The organism is Acinetobacter sp. TGL-Y2 (assembly GCF_001612555.1).
Lineage (GTDB): Bacteria > Pseudomonadota > Gammaproteobacteria > Pseudomonadales > Moraxellaceae > Acinetobacter.
Window position 1 is genome coordinate 2,026,109 of sequence record NZ_CP015110.1, and the last position, 20,987, is coordinate 2,047,095.

Sequence of the window (20,987 nt, forward strand, 5' to 3'; positions counted from 1 at the left end):
CTTGGTTAATGAGACAAATGAAGCAACAGTTTAAATTCAATCCTTTAGCGACTGCTATTTTGACCTTACTTTGCGGAAGCACAGTATCAAGTTATGCCGAATCAAATGAAATTGCTTCGGAAATAGACAATCAAAGCTTAAAAACCGTCATTAACGAAAGTTATCCGGGGCAACATTTTTTCGAACAGCATTATGTCAGTAAAGACTCACCAGAAGCACAGCAGCGCAGTACGACTTTAAGCAGTGCAAAATTCTGTCAAGATACATGGCTGACACCGATTAGCCCTGACACTAAAGCGGTCGATGCCGCAGATGCAACCTCTGTCATTACCGCAGATCAGGGGTATTACAATCCTAATGGTGATTCAACTTTAGATGGTAATGTGGTCATTGACCAGCAGGGTCGAATGATTCGAGCAGACTCCATTACCATTGACCAAACACAAACCTTTGCCAATGCCAAAGGTAATGTGCAAATGGCGCAGTCTGGTTTATTGGCGCAAAGCGATCAAATTAATTACAATTTAAAAACCCAAACGGGCGAACTCAACAATAGTTTTTATATTTCTGAGGCCACACATGGTCACGGTCATGCTGAACATATTGAGCGTTCATCACCCAATGTGTTGGTCATGCAGAATGCCAGCTATAGCACCTGCCCCCCCGATGAAAGCCCAACATGGAAAATTCAAGCCAACGAAATTGAGCTGAATCAAGATACAGGACGCGGAACCACCAAGGGCACCAAGCTGTATATTAAAAATACTCCAGTCTTGGCGGTACCTTATTTTAACTTCCCCATTGATGACCGCAGAACCACAGGGATTTTAAACCCAAGTTTTGGTTATACCAATGATGGTGGCTTAGAACTTTCCGTTCCAGTCTACTTAAACCTAGCACCGAACTATGATGCCACCTTAACTCCACGTTATATTGGTGGTCGTGGTGTGATGGGGCAAGCTGAATTTCGCTATATTACCGAAGACTTTGGTGGTGGACGTATTTGGGGCGGTTACTTACCTTCAGATGATAAAAAAGATGATAAAGATCGTAAAGATTTACACCTCTTACATGCTTGGCAACTTAACGATCAGTGGTCAACCAATGTTGAATATAACTATGTTTCAGATAAAGACTATTTTGCAGATTTAGACAACGACCCCAATACCCGTACCGAACTTAACCAACGTCGTGCTTGGGAGCTGAACTACGGCAACGGTCTTCCTGGTTTAAGCGCACAATTAAGGGTCGAAGATTTTCAAACGCTCGATCCTGACATTAGTGATGTAGACCGTCCTTATGCACGTCTACCCCAATTGTTGGTGAACTATGTCACAGGTAATCCACAAGGGCTTGAATATGAGTTTAATAATGACTCGGCCTATTTTCAGAAGAAAATCAATAATTATGCTGACCTAAACAACCCACAGCCAACCGATGGCAGCAATGTCTATGAGCCAAGTGGGACACGTTTATATAATGATCTTTCAGCGCGTTATAACTTCCGCAACCAGTGGTCATTCTTCATTCCACAAGCCACAGTTCGAACTTTAAATACATTCTATGATCAAAAAACCATTGATCGTTTAGATGAAAGTCAGCGTAAAAAAAGTGAAGATCAGTCTGTCATCGTGCCTGAATTTACTTTAGATACGGGTTTGACCTTTGAAAAGGATGGGAAATACCTACAAACCCTTTCACCGCGTGCTTTTTATGCATATTCACCGTATAAAAATCAGGATGGCTATCCAAACTTCGACTCAACCGCGGCGTCAATTAACTACGACCAACTGTTCAACCCAAGACGTTTTTATGGACATGACCGTTTAGAAGACAATAACTTCTTGTCTTTAGGTTTGAGCTATAGCCTATTTGACACCATTGGTTTAGAGCGCCTACGTGCAAGCATTGGTCAAAGTTATTTCTTTGATGATCGTAAAGTGACCCTAAACAACAGTAAAGATGATCCATTCAATACTGAGAAACAAACAGGTCCAGTGATTAGCCTTGCCAGCCAGCTGTCTGAAAACTTTACCGTCAACTTAAATTCTATGTGGATGTCGAATGGTGATAATGCACAACGTGATTTTCAAGTGTATTACACAGGCAACCAAGGCAATCTGTACAACTTAGGCTATTTTAACCGAAATAACCTTCCAGATCGCCAAGAGGATTATGATCAGGTCACGGCCTCTTTCATTCAACCCCTAAAAGACAATTGGCGTTTAATGGGTCATGTACAATATGATATGGATAATCATGTGGCGCGTGAATACTTACTCGGTGTTAACTATGAGTCATGCTGCTGGGGTGTATCCGTGTATGGTCGCTCCTATTTCAACGACTTAGACAATGTACGTAACTCAGATGTAAAACCCAAACGTGCTGTCATGGCAGAATTTACACTCAAAGGACTTGGTGGCTTAAATAGCAAGTTAAGCTCTTTACTTGAAAATCGAATTTTAGGTTTCGATAAAGTTAAACAAAATTGGACTCATTAATGAAGACGCAAAATTTAAAACAACTCTTTAAAGCTTCCGCATTAGCGCTTATTATTTCTTCATCCATGTCAGCTTTTGCAAACCCAACCGATCAAGTGATTGCGATTGTGGGTAAAAGTGCAATTCTTAAAAGTGATCTAGATCAAGGTGTGGCTGAAGCCCAACATCAAATTCAAGCACAAAAAAAAGAAGTTCCGCCGCGAAATGTATTAGAAGCGCAAATTCTCAATCAACTGATTATTCATCATGCACAGCTTGAGCAAGTGAAGCGCTATGCTATTCAAGCGGATGAAAAAAGTCTCAATGAAGCCGTACTTAAAGTTGCCAATCAATCCGGTTCAAAAAGCTTGGAAGCTTTTCAACAAAAGCTAGACAGTGTGTCCCCTGGGACCTATGAAAATTTGCGTGCACGTATTGCTGATGATTTGCTCATTCAACGCTTACGCCAACAACAAGTCATGTCACGTATCAAAATCAGTGATCAAGACGTTGATAATTTCTTGAAGTCACCTGAAGGTCAAGCTGCAGTCGGCGGACAGGTTCATGTCTTACACATGCGTGTTTCAGGCTCTGCTTCAGCTGAAGAACTCAATAAAACTGCCGCTGAAATTAAGACTGCATTGCAAAACAGCAATGATGTTAAAGCACTGGAAAAAAAGTTCAGTACTGCAAGTATTAAAGTTGATGGTGCAGATATGGGTACGCGCTCCCTGTCTGACATTCCCGACGAACTGGCAGCACGCGTCAGCGTAATTAATCCTGGACAAACCACTGAACTCATTACCGTGAAGGATGGCGTTCATGTATTAAAATTGCTTGAGCGTAAAACCAACGACAAAAAAGCTTTGGTTCCCCAGTACAACACACGTCATATTCTGATTAAAACTTCAGAAGTCGTTACTCCTGAAAATGCGAAACAGATCATTGATAGTATTTATAATCGCATTCAATCTGGTGGCGATTTTGCAACGCTGGCGTCGACCTACTCAAATGATCCAGGTTCAGCGCGTGATGGCGGTAGCTTAGGCTGGGTAGCTCCAGGTATGATGGTGCCAGAGTTTGATAAAACGATGCAAAATGCGACAGTTGGCAAAGTAAGTCAACCGTTTGAAACTCAGTTTGGGTGGCACATTTTGCAGGTGACTGATACTCGCCAACAAGATATGACGGCTGAATACCAAAAGCGCATGGCGCGTCAAATCTTAGGCGAACGCCAATTTGAAGCAGAACTAGATAGTTGGTTACGTGAACTTCGCACCAGCACCTATGTTGAAATTAAAGGCATTACACCCCCTTAAATCATGCTTCAACCCTGTTAACGCATTTTAAAAAGCCTCTGCATCAGGGGGCTTTTTTATGCTCAAACTTAAAGCGAAAAATATGAAGCAAAAAAAAGCGCCTATTCGGCGCCTTTTTTAAAATACTGAATTAACGGTTGTTTTCGTCATCTTGAGTATCGTCAAACTTAGTTTCGCCATCAAAGTTAGGCGCAGGTGTTGTACCGAAGCCACCTTGACCACCGAAACCACCTTGTTGACCACCACCAAAACCGCCTTGACCACCAAAACCACCGCCTTGACCGCCACCGAAACCACCTTGACCGCCAAAACCTTGACCGCCGCCGAAGCCACCTTGACCGCCGAAGCCGCCTTGACCGCCGAAGCCACCTTGTTGACCGCCGAAGCCGCCTTGAGGAGCACCACCGAAGCCACCTTGAGCACCAGCAGCAGGAGCACCAGCAGGAGCACCAGCAGGACGTGGATTACGTGCAGGAACAACTGTAGAAATTGCATGTTTGTAAACCATTTGGCTTACAGTGTTCTTTAATAGAACAACGTATTGGTCAAAAGACTCGATATGACCTTGTAATTTAATACCGTTTACTAAGAAGATAGAAACAGGAATACGTTCTTTACGGAGAGAATTTAAGAACGGATCTTGTAAAGTTTGACCTTTAGACATTTTATACTCCAAAAAAATTTAAAATCAGCGCAAAAACTATCTTTAATTTTTCAATTAAAATTTATAAAAAAGACAGTAACTAAATTTTGCTTTATCCATATAAGTTTCGCAAGTCTTCTTGCGCTTGCTTTATCGTTAAATAAGTTTTAAAACTGTGCGCTTCTCGCAAAGAACGTAACCAAGTGTATTGACGTTTTGCAAGTTGTCGTGTTGCGTATAAAGCTTTATCCTCCATCTCTTGCTTGGATGTGTGACCACCATCACTATTTTTAAGAAAATCTAAGGCTTGGCGATAACCGACCGAACGTGCTGCAGGTAAATTTTCATTCAAATCGTATTTTTCAATCAAATACTCAACTTCATTTAAAAAACCGATATCCCACATTATTTTTAATCTTTGTTCAATTCTTTTGTGCAATTCTAACCGATCTGGAAGCAAAGCATAATTATGAAAATTGTAACGGTATGCGGTTTGTTTCGGCTGCTCAGCCTGCAATAGACTAATTGGCTTTCCTGTAATACGAAAAACCTCTAAAGCACGAATAACGCGTTGCTTGTCACTGGTATTGAACTTGGCACCAGCAACGGGATCAACCTGCTTTAATTGCTCATGCACATGCGCCCAACCATTGCGCTCCGCTTCAACTTCAATTTGCTGTCGAATCTGCTCATTGGCATTGGGTAAATTGTCCGCCAAACCTTCAAGTAAGGCTTTATAGTACAACATCGTACCGCCGACCAAAATCGGGGTTTTGCCTCGTGCGTGAATTTGATTAATCAGACCCGATGCATCTTCTACAAATTGCGCCGCAGAATACACTTCAAGTGGCGTAATGATATCAATTAGATGATGCGGATACAGCGCCTGCTCTTGTTTCGACGGCTTGGCTGAACCGATGTCCATGTCTTTATAAATGAGCGCAGAGTCGACAGAGATTATTTCATAGCCCCCACGTGCATACAGTTCACATGCCAAAGCGGTTTTACCACTTGCCGTAGGTCCCATTAACTGAATGACAGGCATTTGATTTGACATGTACAACTACTCTCCTCGAGCAAATAATTTATCTAATTGATTCAGTGGAAATGCACGCCATGTGGGACGTCCGTGATTACACTGACTAGCAAATTCAGTCTGTTCCATTTGACGTAATAAGGCATTCATCTCAGATAAACTGAGCATACGATGCGCACGTACTGCACCATGACATGCCATACCCGCTAAGATTTGATCACGCTTTTGCTGTAAGGCTTGGGCTTCATCATTTGGATCTAAATCATTTAACAATTCAGACAACAAGGCATGAAAATCAGCTTTATGCAAAATCGCAGGCACACCGCGAATAATCACCTGATCATCGCCATATTGGTCAATATCCAAACCCAAACGCTCTAACTGAGGTTTGAGTTCATCAATACGGGTCGCTTGCATACGGGTAATTGAGATCACTTTCGGAATCAGCAGTTGCTGAGACACCCAAAAATCAGGTTTATCCCAAGCCAGCTTCATTTGTTGCAATAAAATCCGTTCATGCGCTGCATGCATATCAACAATGATCAAGCCTTCAGTGTTCTGAGCCAAAATATAAATTCCATGCAATTGTGCAATCGCGATCCCTAAGGGAAACTCATCCACTTTGCGGGGTGCGGAATGCTCAGAAATTTCTTCGTCAGCCACACTGATACGCCCGACCTCATTTAATGGCGCTAAATAACTCTTTAAAGCATTGCTCATTTGCCCAGAACGATTAAATGAGGTCGGTACTGGATAAGACACCGCTTGCGGACGATTTGAATTGAAATCTGACAGCACATCGCCAGATGTAGCCTCTATCACAGCTGCATGATGTTGCATCTGCTCAGCATTTTTATGCAGTTGAAATTGCTCTTGAAAGCGTGGCTGCTGAATCTGTGGGTTTGATTCTGCCCGCGCTTCATCTTGTTTCATGGCTTGCGCCAGCTCAGCGGTTGCGGTTTGAAACTTGGACAACGTTTCTTTAGCAAAATGACGCACAAACTCGTGTACTTCACGTTGATTCAAAAAGCGGATTTCATGTTTGGTCGGATGGACATTGACATCAATATTTTCAGGATCAACTTCCAAAAACAATAAATACGCCGAATGCTGATGACCATGTAAAATACCGTCATATGCCATGCGTAGTGCATGTGAAATGGTCTTGTCTTTAACAATCCGTCCATTCACATAGACATACTGTAAATCGCCTTGCGCACGTGCATCTGAAGGATGTCCAAGCCAACCTGATAGACGCATATGGATACTGTCCGCGTCGATCCAATAGGCATTTTCAGTAAAAGAGCGACCTAACAATTGCTGAACGCGCTGAAAACGCAGTTCACCGCTGTCTGCTACGGGTAAATTCAACCGAATATTGCCGTTATGCTCGAGCACAAAACGAATATCAAAATGCGTCAGAGCAAGACGACGCACAATTTCTTCAATGTGACCAAACTCTGTGGTGGGCTTTTTTAGAAACTTACGTCGTGCAGGCACATTGAAAAATAAATCCTGTACACGGATATGCGTACCGCGTTTTGCCGCAATCGCCTGAATTTCTTGATGATCAAAGGCCGTACCATTGACTTCAACTTGATAGCCAATGCCGGATTCATCTCGGCTGCTGCTTAAACTGAGCCTTGATACTGCGGCAATGGATGCCAGCGCTTCACCACGAAAGCCAAGGCTCACAATCGCATGTAAGTCTTCAGCAGATTGGATTTTGCTGGTCGCATGACGCATGACGGCTAAAGCCAAATCTTCTTGATGAATGCCGCGACCATTGTCAATGATTTCGATTAAGGTGCTGCCCCCTTGCTCAATCCGAATAATCAGCTCGGTCGCACCCGCGTCAATTGAGTTTTCAAGTAACTCTTTAACCACGGAGGACGGACGTTCAATCACTTCTCCTGCTGCAATTTGGTTGGCTAATGCAGGATTTAAGGCATGTATACGACGTAAACTGATTTCTTCAGACATACAGAATTAACTCGGAAAATGCTGTTTTAGCGCTGTTAAAAATTCGGCACTGTCAAAAGTTAAGGTGACTTCACGCTTCGCGTCATCTTCGGTTTTCTCAATATGGATCATATAATTTGGCTGTGGAATTTCATCACCGCCTTTAGAGGGCCATTCAAATAAAAATAATCCATGTTCAATGTCTAAATAATCTCGAATACCCATGAGTTCCAATTCATAAGGATCATTTAAACGATAGAGATCGAAATGAAAGACATTTTGCTCACGAATTTTATAAGGTTCAACCAAAGTATAGGTAGGGCTTTTCACAGCGCCTTGATGCCCCAGTTTTTGCAACCAGTAGCGTGTTAAGGTGGTTTTACCCGCACCTAAATCCCCAATCAGATAAATAACGCCCTGTGCAATATGTTGCCCTAAAAAAGTTGCCAATTTTTGGGTGTCATTTTCATTACTTAAATGCAGCTTAAATGAATATTGCATAATGCTCACAACATGATTCAATTGAAAAGCTATGATAACATTGCATGGCTGCAAAACCTATGTGGTGAAGTGGTGTTGAGGGGCTTTATGTTGATTTTATTGTCCTTTGCACGCTTCTGCTCTTATCCTATTCTTTGGCTGTTAAATTCATTTTTTTTACGCTGTTTAGATCATTTTATTGATGTCATTTATGTCGAATTCACCTCTAAGTGTTCCGTTTAAACCACCCATGAAAAATGGTGTAGGTGCAAGCAAAGTTTTTCTACCGCAACTTGAGATTCTACCGAACAGCATTTTTGAATATTTATGCGCGCATTTTGCCCACATTGAAGCCTCTGAGTGGCAACAGCGTTTTCAAGAGAAACTGGTCATGGATTCGCTTGGCCTGCTCCTCACTACTCGAAGCGCGTATGTGCCCAATCAGCATATTTATTATTATCGTTTTCTCAAACAAGAAACGCATGTGCCATTTCAAGAGAAAATCTTGTTTGAAAATAATGATCTTTTGGTGGTCGATAAACCCCATTTTTTGACCATGAGCCCAACGGGTCAATATGTCCAAGAGACTTTATTGGTTCGCTTAAAGAACACTACAGGTTATACAGATTTAACCCCTATTCATCGCCTAGACCGTGAAACAGCTGGCGTGGTGCTTTTTTCCAAACGTCCTGAAACACGCGGAGCATATCAACAGTTATTTGCTGAGCGAAAAGTACATAAGGTTTATCAGGCGATAGCGCCTTATCGAGCTGATTTGATTTTCCCTTTACGCGTTGAATTAAGAATGGATAAAGGTGAACCTTTTTATACCATGCAAGTGGTTGAGGGACAGCCGAACAGCCACACTGAGATTAGTCTCATTGATCATGATCAGATTTGGGCACTTTACCAATTGAAACCAGCTACAGGTAAACAGCATCAACTTCGCGTGCATTTAAATCATCTCAATATTCCCATTAAAAATGATCAGTTTTACCCCCGTGTCACGCATAAATCATCAACTAATTTTTCTTCACCTTTACAGCTTTTAGCCAAAGAAATTTACTTTACAGATCCACTCAATCAGCAACCCATGCATTTTTGTTCCGAGTTGGTATTGACGTTATAATTTCAATGTAATGACAATAAATCACATTTATATCTTTAAAAGATTGAAATTACAAATACTTCGATTAAAATAACAACTTGAATTCTTAAGTCGTTTGGTTTTATTCATGAGAAAAACAGAAGTCTATCAAGTCCGACTTGACTCACTCGAAAAAAAACATGCCTTTGCTGTTTTTAAACAATTGGGGATTACACCTGCACAAGCTGTGCGACTTTTTTTCAAGCAAGTAGTATTGACTAAATCTATTCCATTTGCCATTGAAAACCAAAGTATTAATATGGAACAGCTGTTAAAGCTCAAAAAAATAAAGCAAAATCAACAAGGTGCGAGTACTGAAAGCCGTGCTGAAGAAGATGACGATGATTTCTTTGCAGAACTGAATGCTCTACTTGGTGAAAGTGACAAAACTTAACACTGTCTCATTTTTAAACAATTTATTTTTCAATCAAATTAGAATTTGTGATTAGCTCTGTTGCATACCCGCTAAAACTGCAAGGAGCTAAACCGTGATCGTTCGACGTGCCACTTCAGAAGACTTAGAAAAACTTGCAGTTTTATTTGATGAGTATCGTCAGTTTTATGGCTCATCTTCAAATATTCGAGAATCCCACCAATTTCTTCAACAGCGGTTTTCAAACCAGCAAAGTGTGATTTTCATTCACGTGAAAGATGATGTCATTACTGGTTTCGTCGTGTTGTACTTAGGTTTTTCATCGCTGGCATGTTCAAGTTATTATATTCTAGATGATGTCTACGTCACCCCTATTTACCGCAGGCAGGGTTCAGCCAAACAGCTGATCGACACCGCAATTTTATTTGCACGTCATGAAAAAGCCATTCGGATTAGTCTGGAAACTCAAAAAAATAATTATCATTCCCATGAACTGTATGAGCAAATGGGATTTGTCAAAGACACTGAGTTCCAAACGTATCACTGTTTTCTACAGTAAATTGAAACAACCACAGTTAAATGAAAAATGCTTTTATGGAATTCATCAATCTAGTTAATTTATAAAGTATGGTTATGTATTAAATTTCAACTGTAGGCTGTTCTAGACTACTTTGGGCTTGGTGACGTGCTGCCTCTATTTGTGCCGCATTTAAATAGACCCACTCGCCTTCTGCAAGATTTTGTAGTTTAAGCAGTCCAATTTGCTGACGGTGCAGTTGATCTACTTTATTCCCTACCGCTGCCATCATGCGTTTGACTTGATGATACACACCTTGATGTACTGTGAAATGTAGCGAATGCTCTCCAAGCTTCACCACATCTGTAGCAGCAAAAACACCCGTTTCATTTCTCAGTTCCACACCCTGCTCAAGCGCGATCACTTGGTCTTGGGTGACGGGATCTGCGGTTTGCATATGATAGACTTTAGATACATGCTTTTTGGGGTGCGTTAAGGCTTGCAGATACTGACCATCATCGGTGAATAACAACAGCCCTGTGGTGTCTTGATCCAAACGCCCAACACATTGCAAACCACGATTCAACAGCACCTCATCAAATAATTCAAACACACTAAAATGATGTGTAGATTGATGCGAGCATTCATAACCCGCCGGTTTGTTGAGCGCAATATAGACTTTTTCACGGTACTGATAGCTTTTTGCATAGACTGAATATTCTAAATCGATCAGATTTAATTTGAATTTCGGTTCAGTGATGACTTCACCACCTATTTCAATTGCGCCGATTTTAATCAGTTGTTGGCAATACTTACGCGAGCCAAAACCTTGTGACTGCAACATTTTTTCCAAAATCATAAAAGCTACCCAGTATCGAATCTAATAAACCAAGCAAAAATTTAAAGGCTTTTGCTCAAGGCTATATGCTACCGCACTTTTGCAGTGAATCAGTTAAACTATGCCAACTTTCAAGCAATACCCTTTTGGCTACGGAACTGATGTATGTCTCAACTTGACCTTAACCTGATCGTTCTGATTATTCTTTTAGCCTGCGGTGTACTCAGTCAAAATACTGCCATTACTATTGCGGCAGCGGTATTGATCGTATTTCGAATTACACCCTTGAGTGAATTTTTCCCACTTTTACAGCAGCATGGTTTAAATATTGGCATTATTATCTTGACCATTGGAGTGCTGACACCTATTGCAAGTGGCACGATTGCAGGCAATGATATCTTAAAATCCTTTCTTAGTTGGAAATCTTTAATGGCGATTGCGGTCGGTGTCTTTGTCGCTTGGCTAGGGGGCCGTGGTGTTCAACTCATGGCGAATCAACCTAACGTGGTCGCAGGCTTACTTATTGGCACAGTTGCTGGGGTTGCGATATTAAGGGGTGTACCTGTCGGGCCTTTAATTGCAGCGGGTATTTTATCGTTGGTGATTGGTTCATCTTAAACACACCAAATGCGAAATTAAAAATACAAAAAAGCCCTGATGACAGGGCTTTTTAAGTTTAACAATGTACGAGCTTCACGCACTTTTAAGTATTAAAAGAATTTCAAAATGGTTTGAATCACCACCGCATTAACGATATCAATAAAAAAAGCACCCGTCAGCGGAATGATCAAAAATGCCTTGTGTGACGGGCCATAACTGTTGGTCACCGCTTGGATGTTGGCAATCGCTGTAGGTGTTGCACCAAAGTTCACCCCAAACTGTCCCGCACATAGCACTGCCGCATCGTAGTTTTTGCCCATCATTCTAAAGGTCACAAACACAATATACAGCACCAAAACCAGAGCCTGTACCGCAAGAATAACCACCAAAGGTCCAGCCAAGTCTGCCAGCATCCAGAGTTGTAAGCCCATCAGTGCCATTGCCAAAAAAAGGGATAGCGATGCATTTCCAAATACATCAATACAGCGGTCAAAAAGCTCAATACGAAAGATATGTTCAAGCGTGTTTCGAATCACCACACCACAACCCAAAGCCCAAACAAACGTTGGAAGTTCAAACCACTGTCCTTTTGCAACCACGGTCATCCACTGCGCAAAGCAAATACAGATTGCAAACATACCCAAGGTTTTCACCGCATCATCGGCGGTAATTAAGCGAGTTTTTTCAGGATATTCAAAAGGTGCCACCATCGCCGATGGTGGTGCTTGATCTTTTTGAGGGGTTTGCACCAATGCCTCAGCCAAAGCATGACGCTTAATCAAAAACTTGGCCACCACACCACCCAAAATCCCAGCGATAATCAGACCAAAGGTTGCACTGGCCATACCGAGTACAATTGCCCCTTCAATGCCCCGTTGCTCTTCAAAAACACTACCCCATGCAGCGGCCGTCCCATGCCCACCAGTCAGGGTGATTGAACCTGTAATGAGTCCAATCAATGGATTTAAACCGAGCATCGTTGCCAAACCCATGCCCACAGCATCTTGAATAATGACAAAAATGCTCACACAAATTAGAAAGACAAATAAGCCCTTACCACCTTCTTTGAGCTTACTAAAACTGGCACTCAGCCCCACCGAGGTGAAGAACATCAACATAAAGGCTTTTTGAATATCGACATTAAAATGAATCGCAATATTAAAATGGCGAAATAACACCAAGGTAATGACCGCTGCAACCAAACCACCGACAACAGGTTCTGGTAGATTATATTTTTTAAAGAAATTGATGTGCTGAACCAAAACATAACCCACTAAAAGTACAAATACTGCTGTGATAATCGTACCGAAGGCATCAAGCTGATAAGTCATGTGTAACCTTTAACCATATATTCATGAAATGCTTGAACTCAGCTATGCTTACAATAGGTATAACCTATTTCTCTTTTCCCTAGACGTCTGAAATGAAATTTATAGCGCAGATCAGGAATTGAAAAATGTAAAGACACTGAGTTTAAAACATGGAAAAAAGCCAAAATATCAGGTGCAAAGTGGCGACCTGTGGCTAAAATAAATACAAAAAATGCATTCTAAGTGTTTATTTTATCATACAAGTTTTAAAATAAAGCAGTACTATAAGTGGCTGAGCTTTATTCAGAAACCTCCCCCCATTTAGATAATTTCAAAAAACTAAAAAAATGGTCGTGCTTAAAATAAGTTATTTTCTAAAAACTTTTTATATAACAGTAAATAAATTAAAACCTTAATTTTATTTATAACTTTAGATTTAAAAGATTGAGTATTGTTTTAAGTGCGCCACTTGGATTTATTTGATGGTTAATTCAACAAAAAATCAAAGTGAATCTAAGCAGATCAATTCATAAGAGATACTTTTATTTGAAAAATGATGCTTAAATCAGCGCTTTTTGCTGTTCAATTGATCAACATTAAAGTTTAGCCCCTGACTTCATTTCATGTAAATGAACATTAAGAATTGCTCTTAAAGTTTATTTAAACAGGATCGATACTTTTCTGAATCAAAATAATAAAAATGAAGCTTATTTTAATGGCGCTTATGGCAAACATGGGTTGTATAGAATCTATGCGGTGCAATTAGGTATTTAGCGTTTTATATGTTCTAATACCCTCAGTTTGAGATGAGCCTCTTACAGTATGTAAGCTTGACTTGCATACGACTAGCCCCTAACCATGGGGCTTTTTAATGCCTAAAAATTAAAAAAGCATCCTAAGATGCTTAAAATTAAGTCTAAAAATTGAATCTACATTTCAGCTAAACCCATAGATTCTATGGGTTCATTCAACACGTTAAGGCTTTAATTATCCAAAAATACTAATGATGGCTTGAATCACCACCGCATTTACAATGTCAATAAAGAATGCACCACACAATGGAATGATTAAAAATGCTTTATGTGATGGACCATAGGTATTGGTGATTGCTTGAATATTTGCAATCGCAGTCGGTGTTGCACCCATACCAAAGCCACAATGCCCTGCTGCCAATACTGCTGCATCGTAGTTTTTACCCATAATTTTAAAGGTAACAAATGCAGTGAATAGAATCAGAACAAGGGTTTGAACTATTAAAATAGTGATCAGCGGTCCTGCCAAATCTGCCAATAACCAAAGTTGCAGCGAGAGTAATGCCATGGATAAATATAAGGATAAGGATGCATTTCCGAATACATCAATTGCACGGTCAAAGATATTGAATTTAAACACATGCTCCAGCATATTTCTAACGACTACACCTGCCCCTAATGCCCATACAAATGTAGGCAATTCAAACCATTGACCCTGACTAAAATCAGTCATTACGTTGGCAAAATAAATGCACAGGGCAAACATACCGAGTGTAGACACTGCATCGGTCGCTGTGATGAGTCGGGTTTTCTTAGGATGCTCAAAGGGTGCTGTGTCGCTAGTTTCATCAAGTTGCTGTTGGCTTAAGTCCTCTGTAAATTTTTCACTTAAATGGTGTCGCTTGATTAAAAACTTGGCAACTGGACCACCGACAACACCACCAATAATTAAACCAAAGGTTGCACTTGCCATACCCAGTACGATTGCGCCTTGTATACCATGTTGGTTTTCCAACACCGCCCCCCAAGCACCTGCTGTACCATGGCCACCGGTCAATGTAATTGAACCTACAATTAAGCCGATCAGCGGATCAAGTCCAAGCAGGGTCGCCAAGCTCATACCGACTGCATTTTGCACCAGTACAAATAAAATGATGCAGAGTAAAAATATTAAAAGTGACTTACCGCCCTCTTTAAGTTTGACAAAATCCGCGCCTAAACCGACGGATGTAAAAAACATCAGCATCAATATCGTTTGGATTTGTGCATCAAAAGTGGCACTAATATTAAAAAATTTATAAAGTACAAATGCTGTAATGGCAGCCACCAAACCACCGATCACGGGTTCTGGTAAGTTGTAATTTTTAAAAAAATGTATTTTATTAACTAAATAACGTCCGATAAATAGAAAAAAAACAGCAATGACAATGGTGCCAAAAGCGTCTACTTCAAAATTCATTATCTTGATACCCCCTTTATTTTGTTCATTTTTTATCAAAATTATGGATTTTTTTCAGCTAGATAAATGTAAAAGCGTACACTAAAAATAAATACCAGTGACTATTTGCACAATATTCATTCAATCTCTGGTTATAAAATAATATTGAAACATTGATATGAAAAAATGCTCAAGTTTTTCGAACTTGAGCATCATTTTAAAGCATTATGGGGTATCTATTGTCTAGATTAATTCTTGACGTCATACACCCAATTTGTCGCTTGTTTGTCTGTGGTTGTCTCACATACATAGTAATAGTCTTCCCAAACGTCAGGATGACTAATTTGAAGCTTTCGATAAGTGATCTTTTTTGACTTTTCAATACACTCAAAGCTGTCACCTTGATCTTTTAAGGCAGAACCGTTTAAAAAACCACCGATACATAAAAACCGTGCCTGTTTTGCCATTTGTTACATCAACTTTTTAAATAATTTTTTCAATGTAGGGATTAAACGATTTATCAAGGTAAGTGTAAAGACAGAAGTCCATATCGTTTGTATATAAGTATCAAAATGGTAGGTCATCATCCAAGTCTGCAGGTTTTGATATGGCTTGAACCATATCTTTATCCCAATCATTAATATCCAATGGTTTTAATTTTTTATCCTCAGTAAATAAATTTCGTACAATTTTTATTTTTTTACCTTCTTTGTTTTCCCACACTTGAAACTCCTTATCACTCCTAAATAATTCAAACTGATATCCGAAAGCATTCAAAAGTGTATTCAATTCTTCTTCATTTGCAAAATAAACTCTAATATTCGTATTTATAGCTTTTCTGATAGCATTAAATACAGGATGATTAGAGAAAAGAATTTCATTTATTGCTTCATTGCCCTTTGACTTTTCATTTGTAAGATATGTCACAAGTTGTTTTAATGTTTTTGCTGTATCTTTTAATTCTTCAATAAGTTTAAAATCTTTTTGTTTTGAAACATCACTCAATAAACTTTGAAATAGACTTGCCCACTGTTCTTGAAGATAAGTAATAATGTCATTCGAAGTTTCAAAACCTGTATATTGATTATTAATTGGTAAAGCAAAAACTTCATCTAAAAACTTATAGATCCCGATATCATTTACCGCAGAGAATTTCATCAATTTTATAACTTCTTCATTATCTTTATTATGTTCATAAGTTTTATATTCATGTAAAACAGCTTTTTCAATAAAAATATATACTTGCTTTCCTTTTTCAAGAGCTACTTTTAACTCTTTTTGTGATATCGAATAACCACCACTTTCAAAAGCAGCGGAACCAAATCTCCCTCCAATAATCGAAATTAATATGTCACAATTATCTATTTCTTTATAACAATAATCTTCTAGCCTAGATAGATTTGAATATGGGATATGTCCTTTTTCATTTAAAATTGGATCATAATTTCTTTCTTTAATATAACGTTCAAGATCTGATCGAATATTTCTTAAATCATAATATGTTGAACTAATAAAAATTCTAGGTTTAGCCATTTTTTATTCAAAATCAATAAAATATATTGATTAATTTTAGTTATTATTCTGTATAAAAACAACATAAATAAAATAAGGGCCGATCGATCAGCCCTTATTTTCAACTACTTAATCAATTAAGACAATTGAGCAGCAGCAATTTTCTTCGTATCAACATTCGCAGCAGCGTCAGTATAGTCGCTCATTTTGTCGAAGCTTAAGTATTGATAGATGTCAGCTGACATGCTGTCAATTTGAGCTGCATACTGTTGGTATTCTTCTGGGCTTGGCAATTTACCAAGAACAGCAGCAACAGATGCAAGTTCAGCAGAAGCTAAGTAAACGTTCGCACCTTGACCTAGACGGTTCGGGAAGTTACGCGTAGACGTCGATACACAAGTCGTGTTCGGTGCTACACGTGCTTGGTTACCCATACACAATGAACAACCTGGCATTTCAGTACGCGCGCCAGCTTTACCATAGATGTTGTAGAAACCTTCTTCCATCAATTGACGCTCGTCCATACGCGTAGGCGGAGCAATCCACAAACGAGTTGAAAGTACGCCACCTGGAACTTTCTCTAACAACTTACCTGTTGCGCGGAAGTGACCGATGTTGGTCATACATGAACCAACGAATACTTCGTCAATTTTCACGCCTTGAACGTCAGAAAGAAGTTTAGCGTCATCTGGATCGTTCGGGCAGCAAAGAACAGGTTCTTTAATATCAACAAGATCGATTTCATACACTTTCGTGTATTCAGCATCAGCATCAGCTTTAAGAAGTGATGGATTTGCCAACCAGCCTTCCATATTCTCTACACGGCGCGCCATGGTACGAGCATCGCCATAACCTTCAGAGATCATCCACTTAAGCATAGTGATGTTTGAACGTAGGTATTCAGCCACTTTCTCTTCAGAAAGTGTAATTGAACAGCCCGCAGCAGAACGTTCAGCAGATGCATCAGACAATTCGAATGCTTGCTCAACAGTCAGGTCATTTTCCATTTCTGTTAAGTCGATCTCAAGGATACGACCAGAGAAAATGTTTTTCTTACCTTTCTTCTCTACAGTTAAGTCGCCTTGTTGAATCGCAACATAAGGAATTGCATGTACAAGATCACGTAATGTGATACCTGGTTGCATTTTACCTTTGAACTTCACAAGGATTGATTCAGGCATATCCAGTGGCATAACACCTGTTGCAGCAGCAAACGCCACAAGGCCAGAACCCGCTGGGAATGAAATACCTATAGGGAAACGAGTATGTGAGTCACCACCAGTACCGACTGTATCTGGCATAAGCATACGGTTTAACCACGAGTGAATAATACCGTCACCTGGGCGTAAAGATACACCACCACGGTTCATGATGAAATCAGGAAGCGTATGTTGCATCTGAACGTCAACTGGCTTTGGATAAGCCGCGGTGTGACAGAAAGACTGCATCACAAGATCCGCTGAGAAACCTAAGCAAGCCAAATCTTTCAATTCGTCACGCGTCATAGGACCAGTGGTATCTTGCGAACCAACTGTTGTCATACGTGGTTCACAGTAAGTACCTGGAAGTACGCCTTGACCTTCAGGAAGACCACAAGCGCGACCGACCATTTTCTGTGCTTGAGTGAAACCTTTGCCCGTTGCAGCAGGTTGAACTGGAACACGGAACAAAGTCGATACAGGCAGACCTAAAGCTTCACGCGCTTTAGTGGTCAAACCACGACCAACGATTAAGTTGATACGACCACCCGCACGCACTTCGTCTAGAAGTACTGGCGTTTTAAGTTCAGCTTCAGCAATAACCGCACCGTTTTTAGACGCAGAAACTTTCGCTGCAGCATGATCAATGTTTAGAACGATTTCATCGCCCATGTTCATGTTTGCAACATCAATCTCGATAGGTAACGCGCCTGCATCTTCCATAGTGTTGAAGAAAATCGGAGCGATTTTAGAACCTAGGCAGTAACCACCGTCTTTTTTGTTCGGGATGTGCGCAATGTCATCACCAAAGAACCAAAGCACAGAGTTTGTTGCAGATTTACGGCTTGAACCCGTACCGACAACGTCACCCACGTAAGCAACTTGATTGCCTTTAGCAACAAGTTCTTTAATTTGGTTCAATGGACCCACTTCACCCGGAACTTCTGGGTTAATACCGTCACGTACGTTTTTAAGCATTGCATTGGCATGCAATGGAATATCTGGACGGCTCCATGCATCTTGTGCAGGTGACAAGTCATCGGTGTTGGTTTCGCCAGTGACTTTGAAAACAGTCAATTTGATTTCAGAAGGTACGTCTGGACGGCTTGTGAACCATTCAGCATCAGCCCAAGACTGCATAACAGCCTGTGCGTTTGCGTTACCTGCTTTTGCTTTATCCGCAACATCATGGAACGCATCAAATACGAGTAGGGTTTTCTTCAATGCTTCAGCTGCAAGCTCAGAAAGCTCAGCGTCATCAAGAAGTGCAACCAAAGGTGCAACGTTATAACCACCAAGCATTGTGCCGAGTAAGTAAACCGCGCGTTCTTTCGTGATTAAAGGAGACGTTGCTTCGCCTTTTGCCAATGCAGCCAAGAAAGCAGCTTTTACATAAGCAGCTTGGTCAACACCAGCTGGAACACGATTTTCAAGCAAATCGACAAGGAATGCTTCCTCACCAGCGGGTGGGTTTTTTAATAATTCAACGAGGTCAGCTGTTTGAGCATCATCAAGTGGCTTCGGTGGGACTCCGAGTGCGGCACGTTCTGCAACGTGTTGGCGGTAAGCTTCTAGCACGGTGTTATTCCTCTTTTTAAAAAATTATTTGCAAATTCCTGCTTTATTAAGCCAAGCAAATAATATGGACAGCTAAATTTTACTAAAATTCCAGTTAAAAGTTAATGCAAGATGAGTGTTTCTTTGTGATGACCATTATTTTTTAACTAAATGATCTTCATATTGATTACTCTATGCTCAGATTGTCATTAAACCAATCAAATCTAGGCATTTTTTGCACTTTTAACGGACGTTTGAATATGAAAAAGGCAACCGAATGTTGCCTGATTGTGTGAGCGATGACTATTCCACCTTAGTGGACTGTAGTTTTTTCTAAATATTGCTGAAGGCTTTCGCGCGTACCTTCAAAACGAATCAATATTTCATCTTCATGCATCATACGATGTTCAGCACATGCAAAGCTAATTTTCACCTGATATATTTTTGCGTGCTCATTAATCATGTCCTCTATATAAACACGATCTCCTAAACTCAATACATAATGACTGCCATTGATGACCGCAATACCGTTTTCATCTTCAATCAGCAAATCTGCGTTATTCATATATGCGACGACTTCCATTGGCCCGCTCCTCAGTTTTTATTTTTTATCTTTTATTTATATATGCTTTTCCAAATAATGCATAACAGATAATTGTATTTAATTAATGCCATCCCTATTTATTTATGTCCCATGCTTAAATATTGAAAAAAATGATGCAATTTTCGGAAAACAAATACCTAGTTTTGTAAGTAACCAATATCGAAATTTATAAAGAAAATTGGATATAAAATAGTGCCATAAAAAGCTAAAAAAACCGTTCATTAGAACGGTTTGTAATCTGGTAATTTTTGCTGATCAAAGGGGGTCGCTAAACACTCATCTGTACTTTCTTTTTTAAATTGAGCCAATAATGCATCTCTGTCGACTTCAAGCTGTGCTTGAGGAAATGCATATACTTTAACAATTTGCTTATCAACAAAGGCTTTGGTGGTTGGATCGGTCAATTTATTGGCATGATCAATAGCTTCTTGTTGAGTAATGCCATTTTGACGATCTAATAAAATCGAACGTGCAGCATTGCCAATACTGGTGCAGTAACCGTGCCACTGTTCTTCAGGCGTGAGTGGTTTCTTCTCAGAGCAAGCACTCAAAACAATTGAAGTACCCAATACAGTCGCTAAGATGACTAACTTTTTCATAAAACTCTCCTCATCAAGCTATGATAATCAATCTTGAGCCAAATAAGTAAGCTCCTGCCCGAAAATAATCAAAAAGCCCGAATTCGGGCTTTGAGTTGTATCGCTAAGCGTTTAGAAAAGAGTAGACCATTAACCACAACTGGCTTGAATTACTTTTTGAGTTTTAGGATCAACCACAACCGTGACGCGATCACTTCGAAAATCCATAGTCACTGCTTGATTGGGCTGAACTAAACGAACAGTTTTGGCTTGCGTTTTCTGCTGAATTTGTGCTTCTGTCAGCCCTACCTGCCCAATCAGTCTTTTGGCTTCTTCTGCAATACAGTTAGCTTGACTGGCACGAAACAATGCCCACTCCTCTACCACCTCGCCATTGGCTAAATGGCAGTAGTCCACCTGACCATTGGCTTCATTTTTGATGGTTAATTTCCCACCTTGGCTGACACAGTACGCACTTGCAGGGTTTGGTGAACCCAGTTTAGGGCTGTGCTCTGCATCCGTTTGAGATGTGGTCGTACAGGCAGTCATCGCCATGCCCAGTAAACCGAATATCCATATCTTTTTCATCGTGATGTTTTCATTTAAAAAATAGGTAGTGCTAAATACCAACGTGTAATAATT

At 40.2% G+C, this 20,987-nt stretch carries 19 protein-coding genes; 6 read left to right on the top strand and 13 right to left on the bottom strand.

All coding sequences use genetic code 11. From position 1 onward, the window contains the following. Window positions 1-17 precede the first annotated feature (17 nt). Together AMD27_RS09695 and AMD27_RS09700 are read left to right on the top strand one after the other, a co-directional pair. A complete protein-coding gene (locus AMD27_RS09695; protein WP_067659649.1) occupies window positions 18-2,501 on the top strand; it encodes an LPS-assembly protein LptD in 2,484 nt (827 codons plus the stop codon). Further along, a complete protein-coding gene (locus AMD27_RS09700) occupies window positions 2,501-3,799 on the top strand; it encodes a peptidylprolyl isomerase (protein WP_067659652.1) in 1,299 nt (432 codons plus the stop codon). The genes AMD27_RS09695 and AMD27_RS09700 overlap by 1 nt, the downstream gene beginning before the upstream one ends. A 130-nt stretch (window positions 3,800-3,929) precedes the next feature. On the opposite strand, the gene hfq is transcribed toward AMD27_RS09700, so the two are convergent. The 4 genes from hfq to tsaE all read right to left on the bottom strand — a co-directional run bounded on the left by hfq (window position 3,930) and on the right by tsaE (window position 7,941). Then, the gene (gene hfq / locus AMD27_RS09705; protein WP_067659655.1) at window positions 3,930-4,463 is read right to left on the bottom strand and encodes an RNA chaperone Hfq; all 534 of its coding nucleotides are present in this window, start codon (window positions 4,461-4,463) and stop codon (window positions 3,930-3,932) included. 91 nt (window positions 4,464-4,554) lie between these two features. Next, window positions 4,555-5,499, bottom strand: coding sequence for a tRNA (adenosine(37)-N6)-dimethylallyltransferase MiaA (miaA, locus tag AMD27_RS09710; RefSeq protein ID WP_067659658.1), 945 nt, complete (start codon window positions 5,497-5,499; stop codon window positions 4,555-4,557). A 6-nt stretch (window positions 5,500-5,505) separates the two neighbouring features. Further along, window positions 5,506-7,461, bottom strand: a complete 1,956-nt coding sequence (gene mutL / locus AMD27_RS09715) for a DNA mismatch repair endonuclease MutL (protein ID WP_067659661.1) — start codon at window positions 7,459-7,461, stop codon at window positions 5,506-5,508. A gap of 6 nt (window positions 7,462-7,467) precedes the next feature. Further along, window positions 7,468-7,941, bottom strand: coding sequence for a tRNA (adenosine(37)-N6)-threonylcarbamoyltransferase complex ATPase subunit type 1 TsaE (gene tsaE / locus AMD27_RS09720; protein WP_067659664.1), 474 nt, complete (start codon window positions 7,939-7,941; stop codon window positions 7,468-7,470). 190 nt (window positions 7,942-8,131) lie between these two features. On the opposite strand from tsaE, the gene AMD27_RS09730 reads away from it, so the two are divergent. The 3 genes from AMD27_RS09730 (at window position 8,132) to AMD27_RS09740 (ending at window position 9,999) form a co-directional block, all read left to right on the top strand. Beyond that, window positions 8,132-9,049 (top strand): pseudouridine synthase, encoded by a 918-nt coding sequence (locus tag AMD27_RS09730; RefSeq protein WP_067659670.1) that lies wholly within the window; start codon window positions 8,132-8,134, stop codon window positions 9,047-9,049. A 106-nt stretch (window positions 9,050-9,155) separates the two neighbouring features. Further along, window positions 9,156-9,461 (top strand): type II toxin-antitoxin system RelB/DinJ family antitoxin, encoded by a 306-nt coding sequence (locus tag AMD27_RS09735; RefSeq protein ID WP_067659673.1) that lies wholly within the window; start codon window positions 9,156-9,158, stop codon window positions 9,459-9,461. A gap of 94 nt (window positions 9,462-9,555) precedes the next feature. Further along, a complete protein-coding gene (locus AMD27_RS09740; protein WP_067659676.1) occupies window positions 9,556-9,999 on the top strand; it encodes a GNAT family N-acetyltransferase in 444 nt (147 codons plus the stop codon). A gap of 79 nt (window positions 10,000-10,078) precedes the next feature. On the opposite strand, the gene AMD27_RS09745 is transcribed toward AMD27_RS09740, so the two are convergent. Continuing rightward, a complete protein-coding gene (locus AMD27_RS09745; protein ID WP_067659679.1) occupies window positions 10,079-10,816 on the bottom strand; it encodes a pseudouridine synthase in 738 nt (245 codons plus the stop codon). Window positions 10,817-10,960: 144 nt separating this feature from the next. On the opposite strand from AMD27_RS09745, the gene AMD27_RS09750 reads away from it, so the two are divergent. Further along, complete coding sequence (locus tag AMD27_RS09750; RefSeq protein ID WP_067659682.1) at window positions 10,961-11,413, top strand: DUF441 domain-containing protein; 453 nt, start codon at window positions 10,961-10,963, stop codon at window positions 11,411-11,413. Between the two features lie 92 nt (window positions 11,414-11,505). Here the strand turns inward: AMD27_RS09750 and gltS (AMD27_RS09755) are convergent, their stop codons facing one another. The 8 genes from gltS (AMD27_RS09755) to AMD27_RS09790 form a co-directional block, all read right to left on the bottom strand. Then, window positions 11,506-12,726 (bottom strand): sodium/glutamate symporter, encoded by a 1,221-nt coding sequence (gene gltS, locus AMD27_RS09755; RefSeq protein WP_067659685.1) that lies wholly within the window; start codon window positions 12,724-12,726, stop codon window positions 11,506-11,508. A 966-nt stretch (window positions 12,727-13,692) separates the two neighbouring features. Further along, window positions 13,693-14,916: a sodium/glutamate symporter gene (gene gltS, locus AMD27_RS09760; protein WP_067659688.1), complete on the bottom strand. Its 1,224-nt coding sequence runs from the start codon at window positions 14,914-14,916 to the stop codon at window positions 13,693-13,695. Window positions 14,917-15,143: 227 nt separating this feature from the next. Beyond that, complete coding sequence (locus AMD27_RS09765; RefSeq protein WP_067659691.1) at window positions 15,144-15,362, bottom strand: hypothetical protein; 219 nt, start codon at window positions 15,360-15,362, stop codon at window positions 15,144-15,146. Between the two features lie 100 nt (window positions 15,363-15,462). Continuing rightward, window positions 15,463-16,428, bottom strand: a complete 966-nt coding sequence (locus tag AMD27_RS09770; RefSeq protein WP_067659694.1) for a DUF4062 domain-containing protein — start codon at window positions 16,426-16,428, stop codon at window positions 15,463-15,465. A 116-nt stretch (window positions 16,429-16,544) separates the two neighbouring features. Then, window positions 16,545-19,184 (bottom strand): bifunctional aconitate hydratase 2/2-methylisocitrate dehydratase, encoded by a 2,640-nt coding sequence (locus tag AMD27_RS09775; RefSeq protein WP_067659697.1) that lies wholly within the window; start codon window positions 19,182-19,184, stop codon window positions 16,545-16,547. 292 nt (window positions 19,185-19,476) lie between these two features. After that, entirely contained in the window at window positions 19,477-19,746 is a 270-nt protein-coding gene (locus tag AMD27_RS09780; RefSeq protein ID WP_067659700.1) for a hypothetical protein, read from the bottom strand. A 242-nt stretch (window positions 19,747-19,988) separates the two neighbouring features. Further along, window positions 19,989-20,366 (bottom strand): hypothetical protein, encoded by a 378-nt coding sequence (locus AMD27_RS09785; protein WP_067659703.1) that lies wholly within the window; start codon window positions 20,364-20,366, stop codon window positions 19,989-19,991. Between the two features lie 129 nt (window positions 20,367-20,495). Continuing rightward, the gene (locus AMD27_RS09790; protein ID WP_067659706.1) at window positions 20,496-20,933 is read right to left on the bottom strand and encodes an I78 family peptidase inhibitor; all 438 of its coding nucleotides are present in this window, start codon (window positions 20,931-20,933) and stop codon (window positions 20,496-20,498) included. Window positions 20,934-20,987 lie beyond the last annotated feature (54 nt).

Coding starts and splice junctions, on each gene's coding strand:
- AMD27_RS09785 (WP_067659703.1), bottom strand. CDS start 20,366: ATGAAAAAGTTAGTCATCTTAGCGACTGTATTGGGTACTTCAATTGTT.
- gltS (WP_067659685.1), bottom strand. CDS start 12,726: ATGACTTATCAGCTTGATGCCTTCGGTACGATTATCACAGCAGTATTT.
- hfq (WP_067659655.1), bottom strand. CDS start 4,463: ATGTCTAAAGGTCAAACTTTACAAGATCCGTTCTTAAATTCTCTCCGT.
- tsaE (WP_067659664.1), bottom strand. CDS start 7,941: ATGCAATATTCATTTAAGCTGCATTTAAGTAATGAAAATGACACCCAA.
- AMD27_RS09780 (WP_067659700.1), bottom strand. CDS start 19,746: ATGGAAGTCGTCGCATATATGAATAACGCAGATTTGCTGATTGAAGAT.
- AMD27_RS09770 (WP_067659694.1), bottom strand. CDS start 16,428: ATGGCTAAACCTAGAATTTTTATTAGTTCAACATATTATGATTTAAGA.
- mutL (WP_067659661.1), bottom strand. CDS start 7,461: ATGTCTGAAGAAATCAGTTTACGTCGTATACATGCCTTAAATCCTGCA.
- miaA (WP_067659658.1), bottom strand. CDS start 5,499: ATGTCAAATCAAATGCCTGTCATTCAGTTAATGGGACCTACGGCAAGT.
- AMD27_RS09745 (WP_067659679.1), bottom strand. CDS start 10,816: ATGATTTTGGAAAAAATGTTGCAGTCACAAGGTTTTGGCTCGCGTAAG.
- AMD27_RS09750 (WP_067659682.1), top strand. CDS start 10,961: ATGTCTCAACTTGACCTTAACCTGATCGTTCTGATTATTCTTTTAGCC.
- AMD27_RS09730 (WP_067659670.1), top strand. CDS start 8,132: ATGTCGAATTCACCTCTAAGTGTTCCGTTTAAACCACCCATGAAAAAT.
- AMD27_RS09790 (WP_067659706.1), bottom strand. CDS start 20,933: ATGAAAAAGATATGGATATTCGGTTTACTGGGCATGGCGATGACTGCC.
- AMD27_RS09695 (WP_067659649.1), top strand. CDS start 18: ATGAAGCAACAGTTTAAATTCAATCCTTTAGCGACTGCTATTTTGACC.
- AMD27_RS09735 (WP_067659673.1), top strand. CDS start 9,156: ATGAGAAAAACAGAAGTCTATCAAGTCCGACTTGACTCACTCGAAAAA.
- gltS (WP_067659688.1), bottom strand. CDS start 14,916: ATGAATTTTGAAGTAGACGCTTTTGGCACCATTGTCATTGCTGTTTTT.
- AMD27_RS09765 (WP_067659691.1), bottom strand. CDS start 15,362: ATGGCAAAACAGGCACGGTTTTTATGTATCGGTGGTTTTTTAAACGGT.
- AMD27_RS09700 (WP_067659652.1), top strand. CDS start 2,501: ATGAAGACGCAAAATTTAAAACAACTCTTTAAAGCTTCCGCATTAGCG.